The sequence below is a fragment of the Catenulispora rubra genome (genome assembly GCF_015356825.1).
Classification (GTDB): domain Bacteria; phylum Actinomycetota; class Actinomycetes; order Streptomycetales; family Catenulisporaceae; genus Catenulispora; species Catenulispora rubra.
The window spans coordinates 1-12,339 of sequence record NZ_JAACYW010000326.1; the positions used below are offsets into that span (position 1 = coordinate 1).

11 protein-coding genes and 1 pseudogene are annotated in these 12,339 nt (G+C 70.2%); 5 read left to right on the forward strand and 7 right to left on the reverse strand.

Annotated elements, in window-relative coordinates:
- A partial coding sequence (locus GWK61_RS46740) for a TetR family transcriptional regulator (protein ID WP_194919418.1) occupies window positions 1-222 on the reverse strand: 222 nt, incomplete at its 3' end.
- A 166-nt stretch (window positions 223-388) separates the two neighbouring features.
- Here GWK61_RS46740 and GWK61_RS46745 point away from each other — a divergent pair.
- Window positions 389-1,561 carry an acyl-CoA dehydrogenase family protein gene (locus GWK61_RS46745; RefSeq protein WP_194919420.1) on the forward strand — a complete coding sequence of 391 codons (1,173 nt, stop codon included), beginning with the start codon at window positions 389-391 and terminating at the stop codon, window positions 1,559-1,561.
- A gap of 144 nt (window positions 1,562-1,705) precedes the next feature.
- On the forward strand, window positions 1,706-3,241 hold the full coding sequence (locus GWK61_RS46750) for a long-chain-fatty-acid--CoA ligase (protein WP_194919422.1): 1,536 nt from the start codon (window positions 1,706-1,708) through the stop codon (window positions 3,239-3,241).
- On the opposite strand, the pseudogene GWK61_RS57700 reads toward GWK61_RS46750, so the two are convergent.
- A pseudogene (locus GWK61_RS57700) lies at window positions 3,231-4,047 on the reverse strand (calcium:cation antiporter). The gene GWK61_RS46750 and the pseudogene GWK61_RS57700 overlap by 11 nt on opposite strands.
- 123 nt (window positions 4,048-4,170) lie before the next feature.
- On the reverse strand, window positions 4,171-5,940 hold the full coding sequence (locus tag GWK61_RS46760; RefSeq protein ID WP_194919424.1) for an ABC transporter ATP-binding protein: 1,770 nt from the start codon (window positions 5,938-5,940) through the stop codon (window positions 4,171-4,173).
- 210 nt (window positions 5,941-6,150) lie between these two features.
- On the opposite strand from GWK61_RS46760, the gene GWK61_RS46765 reads away from it, so the two are divergent.
- Window positions 6,151-7,203 (forward strand): C40 family peptidase, encoded by a 1,053-nt coding sequence (locus GWK61_RS46765; protein WP_194919426.1) that lies wholly within the window; start codon window positions 6,151-6,153, stop codon window positions 7,201-7,203.
- A 175-nt stretch (window positions 7,204-7,378) separates the two neighbouring features.
- On the opposite strand, the gene GWK61_RS46770 is transcribed toward GWK61_RS46765, so the two are convergent.
- Both GWK61_RS46770 and GWK61_RS46775 read right to left on the reverse strand, forming a co-directional pair.
- Complete coding sequence (locus GWK61_RS46770) at window positions 7,379-7,939, reverse strand: GNAT family N-acetyltransferase (protein ID WP_194919428.1); 561 nt, start codon at window positions 7,937-7,939, stop codon at window positions 7,379-7,381.
- Window positions 7,940-8,046: 107 nt separating this feature from the next.
- Entirely contained in the window at window positions 8,047-9,261 is a 1,215-nt protein-coding gene (locus GWK61_RS46775) for a metallopeptidase domain-containing protein (RefSeq protein WP_194919430.1), read from the reverse strand.
- 285 nt (window positions 9,262-9,546) lie between these two features.
- Between GWK61_RS46775 and GWK61_RS46780 the strand changes: the two genes are divergently transcribed.
- Window positions 9,547-10,458: a LysR family transcriptional regulator gene (locus tag GWK61_RS46780; RefSeq protein ID WP_194919432.1), complete on the forward strand. Its 912-nt coding sequence runs from the start codon at window positions 9,547-9,549 to the stop codon at window positions 10,456-10,458.
- A 14-nt stretch (window positions 10,459-10,472) separates the two neighbouring features.
- Window positions 10,473-10,937 (forward strand): SigE family RNA polymerase sigma factor, encoded by a 465-nt coding sequence (locus tag GWK61_RS46785; RefSeq protein ID WP_194919434.1) that lies wholly within the window; start codon window positions 10,473-10,475, stop codon window positions 10,935-10,937.
- A gap of 164 nt (window positions 10,938-11,101) precedes the next feature.
- On the opposite strand, the gene GWK61_RS46790 is transcribed toward GWK61_RS46785, so the two are convergent.
- Window positions 11,102-11,926, reverse strand: coding sequence for a serine hydrolase (locus GWK61_RS46790; RefSeq protein ID WP_323748073.1), 825 nt, complete (start codon window positions 11,924-11,926; stop codon window positions 11,102-11,104).
- 87 nt (window positions 11,927-12,013) lie between these two features.
- Window positions 12,014-12,339: amidohydrolase family protein (locus GWK61_RS46795; RefSeq protein ID WP_194919436.1), on the reverse strand; the 326-nt coding region annotated here is incomplete at its 5' end.

Sequence of the window (12,339 nt, forward strand, 5' to 3'; positions counted from 1 at the left end):
CCCAAAAGCAGACACATCCACCCCCGCCACCACGCAATCAACCACCGCGTCGATCAGCTCATCCTTCGTCGCCACATGGTTGTACAAACTCGGCCCACTCACCCCCAACTCCGCCGCCAACCGCCGCGTCGACAAAGCCTCCAACCCCTCGGCGTCGACCAAGGCCAGCGCCGCGGCGATGATCCCGTCGCGGCTGAGCAGCGGCGTACGTGGCCGAGCCATCCGTGCCTCCCTGGATATGCCTCTGGATATGCCTTTGGACAAGCCTCGGGTCCCCGTCTTCGGGACCCCAGTAAATCCCCCCACCAAACCTTGCGCCGCTAGTTTCTCCCGACTACGTTCAAGAAAACTCCCGGCGCTAGTTTCCGCAACCCCCGAGGTGTGCCCGATGGACCTGTCCCTCACCGACGAACACGAGGCGATCCGCGCCCTGGCCGCCGACTTCACCGACCGCGAGCTCATCCCCAACGCCGCCGCCTGGGACCGGGTCGAGTCGGTGGACCGCTCCATCGTGAAACGCCTCGGCGACCTGGGCTTCCTCGGCATGACCATCCCCGAGGAGTACGGCGGCTCCGGCGGCGACCACCTCTCCTACTGCCTGGTCATGGAGGAGCTCGGCCGGGGCGACACCGCCGTCCGAGGCATCGTCTCCGTCTCGCTCGGCCTCGTCACCAAACCCCTGCTCGCCTACGGCACCGAGGACCAGAAGCGCCGCTGGATCCCCCGCCTCACCGCCGGCGACGCACTGGGCTGCTTCGGCCTTACCGAGCCCGGCAACGGCTCCGACGCCGGCCACCTCAAGACCAAGGCCGTCCGCGACGACGACACCGGCGACTGGCTCCTCACCGGCTCGAAGATCTTCATCACCAACGGCACCTGGGCCGACGTCGCCCTCATCTTCGCCCGCACCGGCAACAAAGACGGCCAGCCCGACGACGGCCCGCGCGGCATCACCGCCTTCCTCGTCCCCGCCGACACCCCGGGCTTCCAGGCCCGCGAGATCAAGGGCAAGCTCGGCCTGCGCGGCCAGGCCACCGCCGAGCTGGTCCTGGAAGACGTCCGCGTCCCGGCCGAGGCCAGGCTCGGCGACGTCGGCCAGGGCTTCAAGATCGCCATGTCCACCCTCGACAAGGGCCGCATGTCCGTCGCCGCCGGCTGCGTCGGCCTGATCCAGGCCTGCCTCAACGCCTCCGTCGAGTACGCCACCCAGCGCGACCAGTTCGGCAAGCCCATCGCGCACTACCAGCTGGTCCAGGAGATGCTCGCCGACATCTCCGTCGACCTGGACGCCGGCCGCCTGCTGGTCTGGCGCGTCGCCGACCTCATCGAACGCGGCCTGCCCTACGCCACCGCCGCCTCCACCGCGAAGCTCTTCTGCTCCGAGGCCGCCGTCCGCGCCGCCAACAACGCCATCCAGGTCTTCGGCGGCTACGGCTACATCGACGAGTACCCCGTCGGCAAATACCTGCGCGACGCCAGGGTCCTGACTCTCTACGAAGGCACCTCCCAGATCCAGAAGCTGCTGCTGGGCCGCGCCCTGACCGGTGTCAGCGCCTTCTGAGATCATGAGGAACCGGGGTACCCCGAGTATCCCGAGGACCCACCAAAACCCAGCACCGACCCAAAACGCAGCACCGACCCGAAACCCGGCACCGGCCCAAAACCCAGCACCCACCGCACCCCGCCAGGAAGCGAGCGCCCAGCCATGACCTCCCTATCGCTGGCCAGCATCCTCGCCGAACCGGCCTGGCGCCGCCCCGACACCACCGCGCTGATCGAGGGCGACCGCCGCTACACCTTCGCCGAACTCTGGCAGCAGGTCCTCCGCCAAGCCGGCGCCCTCGTCGAACAAGGCGTGAAACCCGGCGACAAGGTCGCCCTGATGTGCCCCAACACCGCCGAGTTCCCGCGCGCCTACTACGCGATCCTCGCCGCCGGCGGCGTCGTGGTCCCCGTGCACCTGCTCCTCACCGCCGACGAAGCCGAGACCGTGCTCCGCGACAGCGGCGCCACCGTCGTCATCGCCCACGCCATGTGCGCCGCGACGGCAGCGGAGGCCGCCGCGAAGGCCGCGGAGCAGACCGGCGCGAAACTCCTCACCGCGGGCCCCGGCGGACGCCTGGAGGAGCTGACCAAGCAGGCCACACCGCTGCCCACCTTCGTCACCCGCAAGCCCGAAGACCCGGCGGTCATCTTCTACACGTCCGGCACCACCGGCACGCCCAAAGGCGCCGTCCTGTCCCACCTCAACCTGGTGCTGAACGCGACCACCGACGCCTACGACGCCCGCGACGAGGTCCGCCGCGACGACATCGTCCTGGCCTCCCTGCCGCTGTTCCACACCTTCGGCCAGACCGTCAGCATGAACGCCTCCTGGCGCCTGGGGCACACCGTCGTCCTGCTGCCGCGCTTCGACCCCGACGCCGCCATCGCGCTCATGGTCAAGGAGCACGTCACCACCTTCCACGGCGTCCCGACGATGTACGTCACCCTCGTCGAGGCGGCGGCGCGCGCCGAGCAGCTGCCGACGCTGCGCCGCTGCGTCTCCGGCGGCGCCTCGCTCCCGGTACCGGTGCTGGAACGCTTCGAGGCGGCGTTCGGCGCGAAGGTGCTCGAAGGCTACGGCCTGTCCGAGACCTCGCCGGTGGCCTCGGTGAACCAGCTCTCGATCGGCACCCGAGCCGGCACCGTCGGCCATCCGCTGTGGGGCGTGGACGTCGAGATCGCGGACCCCGACGTCCCCGACGCGATCGAGCTGCTGCCGCGCGGGGAGCTCGGCGAGATCGTGATCCGCGGCCACAACGTCTTCACCGGCTACCTCGGACGCCCCGAGGCCACCGCGGCGGCGGTCGTCGACGGCTGGTTCCGCACCGGCGACCTGGGACGGCGGGACGCGGACGGGTTCATCTCGATCGTCGACCGCACCAAGGACCTGATCATCCGCGGCGGCTTCAACGTCTACCCCCGCGAGGTCGAGGACGCGCTGCTGCGGATGCCGGGGCTCACCGAGGTCGCGGTCATCGGCGTGCCCGACGACGTGCACGGCGAGGAGATCGTCGCGGTCGTCGTGGCGGGGGAGGGCGTTCCGACGACCGAGGAGATCCTGGCCTACGGGAACGAGCATCTCGGCCGCCACAAGTACCCGCGGCGTGTGGAGTTCGTGGACGCGCTTCCGCTGGGGCCGAGCCACAAGGTGCTCAAGCGGGAGCTGCGCGAGCTGTTCGGCAAGCCTACGGACTGACCGCGAGGATCAGGTACCCGGCGCACAGGACGAGGTGCGCGCCGCCCTGGACCAGCGTCGCGCGGCCGCGGACGAACGTCAGCGTCCCGACGGCCACGGTCATCGCCAGCAGCACCATGTGGCTGGCGTCCAGGCCGAGGAGCAGGGGGGTCGAGAGCCAGACCGTGGACACCGCGATGGCCGGGATGGTCAGCCCGATGCTGGCCATCGCCGATCCCAGCGCCAGGTTCAGGCTGGTCTGGATCTCGTTCCGCTGCGCCGAGCGCACCGCCGAGATCGACTCCGGGAGCAGCACCATCAGCGCGATGACGACGCCGACTACTGACGCGGGCAGCCCGGCCCGGTCGACGCCGCGCTCGATCGTCGGGGACACGCCCTTGCCCAGGCCGACGACCGCGACCAGGGCGCCGAGCAGGAGGGCCAGGCTGATCAGGGCCTGGCGGTCGGTCGGGGGGTCGCCTTCGTAGCCGTGTTCGTCGCGATCGAAGTCGGCGCTCGCCTCGCTCCCCTCGCTCCCGGTGCCGACCGGCAGGTAGTCGGGCCGGTGCCGCACCGTGAGCGCGCTGATGAAGAGCCCGTAGACCGCGATCGACGCCAGTGCAGCGAAGGTGAGCTGGGTGTCGTTGAACTCCGGCCCGGGCCGCGAACACCGTGTCCCGCGCCAGCCCGGCTCCCTTGGCGCCCTTCGCGGTCATCATGGTGATGATCAGCGCCACCTCGATGACCGTCACCACGACCGCCAGCACCGGGACGACGTTGGACCACCCGGCCCACGCGGGCAGGCGTCGCTCGGCTGAGGTGCTCATCGCAGGCCACGATCAGGCAGCGGCGCGGGCGGGGCCAAGTCGGTGGGGCCGAATGGGGGAACGGGTCCCCGGCGTGGCGGCGGCAAAAAGCACCGCCGTCGCCACCACAAACCCAGCAACCACCTAAGAAGCCCGCACCCCGTGCAAAGCGGCATAAGTCCCATCGCGAGCCACCAACTCCTCATGCGTCCCGGTCTCCACCACCCGGCCGCCTTCCATCACGACGATCCGGTCGGCGTTCCGCACCGTCGACAGCCGGTGCGCCACCACGAACGTGGTCCGTCCGCTCACCAGCCGCCCCAGCGCTTCCTGGATCAGCCGCTCGGACTGCGTGTCCAGGGCCGATGTGGCCTCGTCCAGAATCAGTACCCTGGGATCGCGCACCAGTGCCCGCGCGATCGCCAGCCGCTGCTTCTGCCCTCCGGACAGCCGCGCGCCCTTCTCCCCGACGCGGGTGTCGAGTCCGTCGGGCAGGCGCTCGACGAACTCCAGCGCGTTCGCGTCGCGCAGTGCCCTGCGCAGGTCGTCGTCGTCCACGCCGCCGAGCCCGTAGAGCACGTTGTCGCGGATCGTGCCGTCGAACAGCGTCGTCTCTTGCGGCACGATCGACAGGTGCTTGCGGTACGTCCGCAGGTCCAGGCCGGCCATGTCGCGGCCGTCCAGCAGGATGCGGCCGCCGGTCGGCCGGATGAAGCCGATGACCAGGTTCAGCACCGTCGACTTGCCCGCGCCGGACGCGCCGACGAAGGCGACCGTCTCGCCCGGCCGGACCACCAGGTCGAAGTCCGCCACGGACGGCCGTTCGGCGTCCGGGTACTCGAAGCTCATGTCCTCGAACCGGAACTCGCCGCGGACCGACTCCACGACCTCCCGGCCTTCGTTCTCCTCGATGTCCGGGGCCTGCAGGACCTCGCCGACCGAGCGCACCGAGGCCAGGCCGCGGGTGATGACCGGGGTCAGGTTCATCAGCGCGGTGACCGAGCCGACCAGCGTGGTGAAGAACGCGCTCAGCATCACCACGTCGCCCGGTGACGTGCCGAGCGCGCCGGTGTACGCCGCGTACGCGGCCCCGGTGAGGCACGCCACGCCCATGAAGTTCAGCGCGATCCAGGCCATCGCGCCGAAGGTGCCGTTGATCAGGTCCAGCCGGAGCCCGGCGGCCAGCACCCGGCGCAGGGTGCCGTCGACGCGCCGGTAGGCGTCGCGCTCGAGCCCGTGGGCCCGCGTGATGGGGATGAGATGGGTCATCTCCACCACCCGCGACGACAATTGCTCCACTTCCGCACGGAAGGACTCATTGTCCTGTTTCATCGGCTTGCGCAGCGCCATCGCCAGCAGCACCGTCACCGGTACCAGCGCGGCGAACACCGGCAGCCAGATCGGGTCCCGGAAGGCGATGATGACGGTCGCGCCGACCATCGTCACCAACGCGCCGATGCCGTTGTCCGAGGTCTGCTGCGCGGCCTGCTCGATGGCCTCGACGTCCCGGATCACCTTGGCCTGCAGCACGCCGGCGCTGACCCGCGAGTGGTAGCCGATGGTGAGGTGTTGCAGCCGCCACACCAGTGCCGAGCGCAGCCGGACGCCCATGCGCCGGATCGAGTGGCTGAAACAGCGGACATACAACAGATGTCCTGGAAGGTTGAACAGAAGCAGTACGAGGAGAATGCCCGAATCGATCCAGAGGCCGGATATCGGTCGGTGCTTCACCACGATGTCGATGACGTCCGCCGTCACCAACGGGAGCAGGAAAGTGGGGCTGTGCTTGACGAAATACGCCAGCACACCCAGGGCCAGGCGGCCCCGGTCCTCCCGGAAGAGGTAGGCGAGCGTGCGGATCGGGTGCTCGCCCCGGTAGTGGTGGTCGAGGGGATCGGCGGATGGCAAAGCCATGAACGCACTCCGCGAATACTTGCGGGCTGACGGGATATACGGATCAAGTCTTTCAGAGCGCGTCGAGCCCTGTCAGCCGCGTTTCAGAGCGCGGTCGCCGCGCTCGGGCGGTGTCTCATGTCCGCCGACTTTGCCGGGACTTTCTGGTCTGCCTTCCCCCTAGGGGGCTATGGTGGGCCCGAACCTTACGGTGAAGCGGAGGCTACAAACATGGTGACGTCGCCCAAGGAAGCGGCCCATCGCGCGCCCAAGAAGTACGTTCCGGTATCCCGGACCGCGATGACGGTGACGCTGGCGACGGCGGCCGCGGGCTCGGTGGCTCTGCTGCCGACCGCGGAGGCCGACCCGAATGCGAACGTCAATGACGTGAAGGCTCAGGTGGACAAGCTCCACCAGCAGGCCGAGCAGGCCGCGGAGGCCTACAACGAGGCCAACATCAGCCTGAACGACCTGCAGCACAAGGTGGACCAGCTGCAGGCCCGCATCACCGCCGAGCAGGGCTCCCTGGACTCCGCGCGCAGCTCGCTGGGCGGCCTGGCCGCCGCGCAGTACGTCAGCGGCGGCGTGGACAGCACCCTGCAGCTGATGCTCCAGCAGTCGCCGGACAACTACCTGCAGCAGGCCACCATGATGGCCCAGGTGACCGACGGCAAGATGGCCACCATGCGCAGCGCCGCGGAGATCCAGCGGCAGCTGAACCAGGACAAGGCCAGCGCCAGCGACGAGCTCGCGATGCTGGCCAAGACCCGGAACCTGATGGCGCAGCAGAAGACTGACATCGACGGCAAGGAGCAGCAGGCCACGAACCTGCTGAACCAGCTCACCGCCGCCCAGCGCGTGCAGTACAACCGGCTGGTCAACACCACCTCGGGCAACGTGCCCAAGACGACCATCAGCAACCTGCCGATCCCCAGCGACGCCCGCGCGGCGATAGCGGTGGCCTTCGCCAAGGCGCAGGTGGGCAAGCCCTACATCTGGGCCGCCGCCGGCCCCAACGCCTACGACTGCTCCGGCCTGACGATGGCCGCCTGGGGCAAGGCCGGCGTGATGATGGACCACGGCTCGCGCGACCAGTACGCGGCCTTCCCCAAGGTCTCCTTGGCCAACATCCAGCCCGGCGACCTGCTCCTGTACTACTCCGACATGCACCACGTGGGCATATACGTCGGCAACAACACCATCGTCCACGCCGCGAACCCCAACTCCGGCGTGCAGTACGCGCCGATGAACGAGATGCCGATCGCGGGCATCGTGCGTCCGTAGGGACGCGAGGGGCGCGAGCCCCTAAGTAAGGACTTTGCGAAGCGACGGGCCGGTCTCCATTGGCGAGCCGGCCCGTATGGTGTTTTCGGGCCCTGATTCAAGCCCGAGCGCTGACTGACCCGGGCCCTGACTTCGGGCCCTGACTTCGAGCCGACTCCGCCTCCGCGAGCCGGCCCTACACCTCCGCCTCCCGCTGCGCGATCCACTCGTCCCGAAGAATCCCCCAGACCTGCATGTCGTGCCGCTTCCCGCGGCGCACGTGGCTCGACCGGAACGTCCCCTCGGCCGTCATCCCCAGCCGCTTCGCGACGGCCCAGCTGCGCTCGTTCTCCGGATCGCAGTGCCACTCGGCGCGCGCCATCCCGCGTTCGATCAGCGCGTGGTCCAGCAGCTCCCCGACCGCCGCGGTGACCAGGCCGTGGCCCTGGCCGGCCGGCTCGGTCCAGACCCCGATCTCGCAGGTGCCGCTCTGGTCGTCGAAGTGCGGGAACATGCAGCCGCCGACCAGCGTGCCCCGGTACCAGATGCCGAAGATCCGGCCGGAGTCGGCCGCCTGCTTGTCGGCGTAGCGCTGCAGCATGGCGCGGGCCGACGCCAGGTCGGGGGAGGCGTCCGCGAAGCCGATCCAGCGGTTCAGGTGCTCGCGGGCCCGTTCGATGTGGGCGAAGAACTCCGCGGCCTGCCATACCTCCAGCGGGCGCAGTTCGGCGTCTTCGGTGAGCGGTATCGCGAACACGGCACTCCTGGAGGCTGCGGCGGCGAGGCGTCCGGCCGGCGGGCCGGCCTCGTAAGGAGCGTACTGGCCTGCCTCCCCTTATGCCTGGTATGCCGGTCCGTGGCCGATCAAGATTTGGTGACGGTCACCACGTCCCCGGTCGAGGACGCGGCGGCGACCGAGATCGTCACCCCGGCCGCGTCGTCGTGGAACGACTGCCCGGGCTGGTAGGCGCCCCAGTCCACGGGCTCGTCGCAGGCGGTCGTGGTCGGCGCGTCCGGTGAGGAGTCCTGGACCCGGATCGGCCCGTCGCCGCTGATGGTCGAGGAGTCCACCTGGTAGATGACGACCCCGCTCTTGCACAGCCCCTTGTCGACGCCGTAGGGCCGGCGCGACTCGGCGACGTCCGCCGTCGTCGGCCCGGTCCGCACCACGGCGATCTTCGTCCCGCCGAGCGACTCCACCTCGTTCAGCCGCACCGAGAGCTTTCCGGACGAATTCAGACACGCCACCTGCGAGTCGGCCAGCCACCCGATCATCCAGTCCTCCCACCCGAAGTGGTGTGGCGCGTCCCCGTTGATGTTCCCCATCACGTCGAAGCCGCCGACCCAGTGGTGCACGTCGGAGTCGGTGAACGAGTACAGGTCGGGCAGCCCGAAGGTGTGGCTGGTCTCGTGCACCAGCACCTTCGGGCCCCAGAAGTACATGTCCTGCCCGAGGGTGACGCCCCACTTCATCTCTTTGCCGTTCACGATCAGGTTCGGCTGCTTCGGGTCGAAGACGTAGGCGGGGGAGAAGGTGATGGCCGTGGCGTTCTTCGGCGGCACGATGTAGATCATGTCGAACTTCGACAGGTCCACGTACTGCGCCGCCAACTCCCCGGCCTGCTTGACGTACAGCGCCTGCTGCGGCCAGCTGATCCCGCGCACGAAGCCGTACGAGGACGAGTCCTGCGGCATGTGCAGCCAGTGGTTCACCGGCGTGATGCTCAGGTCCACGGCACCGGCGGAGAACTGCGTCATCAGGTCGTGCGCCGGAGCCAGGAACTTGTAGTAGGCGTCGGTGGGCTCCATGGCCGGCGCGTCCGGGAAGTCGACGAACAGCATCGCCGCCGTCCTCGTCCCCTGCGGCCGCTGGAACTGGTTGTAGTCGGTGGTCTCGCCCTCGCTGGTCCAGCCGCTGGGGTTCGGCAGCACACACTGCGCGCTCGTGTCGCGCCGGTCGGCCCGGACCGGTCCGGCGCCGACCAGCGGCACTAACGCCGTCAGCAGCGCCACCGCGCAGGCCAGACCGGTCAGGCGGGCCGCTCGTCGGGAACCGGGTCGGCGGGGGAGCGTGCGCATTCGGGTCCTTCCGTCTGGAGCCAGTGGCGGTGTGAGCTGGTGACGCGCAGCAGAACTGCCCGCAGGGGACGGATGCACACCTCGGTTCCTCCTCCTGCCGAGCGGTGATCCTCCAAAGGAGGGAACCTGCGTGCAAGGAATTGCCTCGGGCTCGTCCCGGTGGCCGGCTGCGGCGGCCGATCGCGGGGCTGAACGTCGGGCCGAATGCGGGGCTGAACGCGGGGCCAAACCCGGGCTGATCGCGGGGCCCGACCCCGACCGTCCGGTAAGGGATAGCCTGCCCGCATGCTCAATACGCACCGCCTGCGCATCCTGGCCGAGGTCCACCGGTCCGGGAGCATCGCGGGCGCGGCGCGCGAGCTCAAGCTGTCCCCGTCGGCGGTGTCGCACCAGCTCTCGCAGCTGGAGAAGGAGGCCGGCGTCAGCCTGGTCGAGCGTGGCGCGCAGAGCCTGCGCCTGACCGCGGCCGGCCGCCGCCTCTCGCTGCGCGGCCAGGAGATCCTGGCCCTGCTCGACGCCGCCGAGAAGGACCTGATGGCGCACTCCCGCGCCGACACCGGGCACCTGTGCATCGGGTACTTCGCCTCGGCGGGGCGCCGCCTGGTGCCGCAGGCGCTGTCGCGCTTCGCGCACCGGTACCCGGCCGTGGAGCTGGACCTGGTCGAGGGGCAGCCGCACGAGCTGGCCCCGGCCGTCCAGCAGGGCGAGATCGACGTCCTGGTGATGTTCGAACACGCCCTGGACCCGTGGTCGCCGCCGGAGGGCGTGGAGGTCCGCGAGCTGTTCAACGACCCGCAGCTCCTGGTCGTCCCGACCGGGCACCCCGCCGGCCGCCGCGGCCAGGTCCGGCTGGACGAGCTCGCCGGCGAGCAGTGGATCACCAGCTTCGGGACCGGCTCCCCGGTGCTGTCGGTGCTGGAGCGGGCGTGCGCGCTGGAGGGCTTCGTCCCCAACATCCGCTGCCGCAGCGACCACTACGAGGTCATCACCGGCCTGGTCCGCGCTGGCCTCGGCATCGCGTTGATCCCCAGCCTGGGCATCAGCGACACCAGCGGCGTGGAGACCACGCGGATCTCGGGCCCGAGGCTGTACCGCAAGATCGGCGTGGCCTCGCGGCCGACGAATCCGAATCCGGTGCTGGCCTCGTTCCTGGCGTATCTGGCCTCGACGGCGGCGAACCTGCGCGCCGGGCACTGATTTCTCCGCCCCTGATGCGTACGGCCTACCTGCTGGTCGGCACCCGGGAGTCCGCCGAGGACCTGGTGCAGTCGGCGCTGGAGAAGACCTTTCCGCGCTGGTCGCGGGTCCGGCGGATGGACAGCCCCGAGGCGTACGTCCGGCGGATCGTGGTGAACAACGCGCACGCCGCCTGGCGCTCGGCCAAGCAGCTGCCGACGGTCGTCCTGCCGACCGGGCCCGACAGCGCGGCGGCGTCCGTGCCCGGCTCCGGGGACCACGCCGAGGACGTGACGCTGCGCGACAGCCTGCTGCGCGCGCTCGACGAGCTGCCGCACAGGATGCGGACGATCGTGGTGCTCCGGTACTGGGAGGAGCTGAGCTTGCAGGAGGTCGCCGATGTGCAGCGGTGCTCGATCGGCAACGTCAAGTCCCAGGCCGCGCGTGGTCTGGAGCGTCTTCGAGAACTGATGGCTGCGGACGCGAGGAGTGAACGATGAGCGAGGGTTTTGTCGGAGCAGGCGGGAACGGGGACCAGGACGCCGAGCAGCTCCACGATGTGATGACGCTGGCCACGGCGCACATCGGCGCGGTCGCGGTGGACCGCGGGCGGATCAGACCATCCGCTGTGCGCATGGTGACGGCCACCTTTACGGCGACTCCATCACGGCGGTGCGGTTCGCCCGGGGGTAGTGGCTGCGGGAGCCGCCAGCCGCGCCACCGCGGCCCCTATGGCTCGCATCCCCTGCACCATCGCGAACTCGTCTCCGGGGGAGCAGCGGGTCAGCACCGCGTAGCAGACCTGCCGTGCGCCGCGTACCACTCCGACGTCACACCGCGTCCCCGCGTCGGTGCCGGTCTTGTTCGCGACCCAGAGCCCGCTGACCGGGACGTCGCGGACCGGGACGTCGCGGACCGCCGCGTCCTCGGGATCGTGGGGAATCGCGGCGGCCACCATGCTCCGGTCCAGGCAACCGGCCATCCACTCCATCAGCAGCGGACCCCACTCGCGGTCGTCGGCGACGACTTCGGCGAGCGACGCCAACTCGCGCGCCGTGCCCACGGCGAACGTCGGCGGGTGCTCCGGTAGCCGGGGCTCGCGAATGCGGTCCAGGATGCGCGTGTGCCGCAGGCCGAGGGCGGCGGTGTCCGCCGCGATCCGCTCCAGCCCGACGCGGCGCAACAGCGCGTTGGTCGCGGTGTTGTCGCTGACCGATGCGGTGAGGCGCGCCAGGTCGAGGAGGGTCCACTCGCGTGGTGAGAGCTTGAGGAGCAGGCCTGAGCCCGCGCGGTAGTCCTGGTCGAGGAGTGCCAGGCGCTCGTCGGGATCCAGCGTGCCGGCTGCGAAACCCTGCGCCACCGATGCCAGGAGCAAGAGCTTGCCGACGCTGGCCAGCGGCAGCGCTTCGTCGGCACGATGCTCGCCCCAGCCCGGGACGGAGTACGCGAGCGTGCCCGGCAGTGCTGCCGCAAGATCATCGCCGCTCACCAGGCCACCTCCAATTCACCCGCCGCGCCGCCGGCAGTCCAGCCGCGCTGATCGTGTCCTGCGCAGCAGCGCCTGCTCGCCGCGTCCTCAAACCGTCACGACTTGCCCTGGCCGCGCTGCTGTCAGCACACCATTCCGTACTGCCACCGTGCCGCCGACCATCACCAGCCGGACTCCTTCCGGCGGCGTCAGCGGCTCGGCGAACGTCGCCCCGTCCGCCACGCGTGCCGGGTCGAACACCACCAGGTCCGCATGCGCGTCGTCGCGCAGGACGCCGCGGTCCGCGAGGCCGAAGCGGGCGGCGGTGGCGCCGGTCATCTTGCGGACCGCCTCCGGCAGGTCGAAGAGCCGCGCCTCGCGCGTGTAGTGCCCCAGTACGCGGGCGAAGGTGCCGGCCCAGCGGGGGTGGGGGC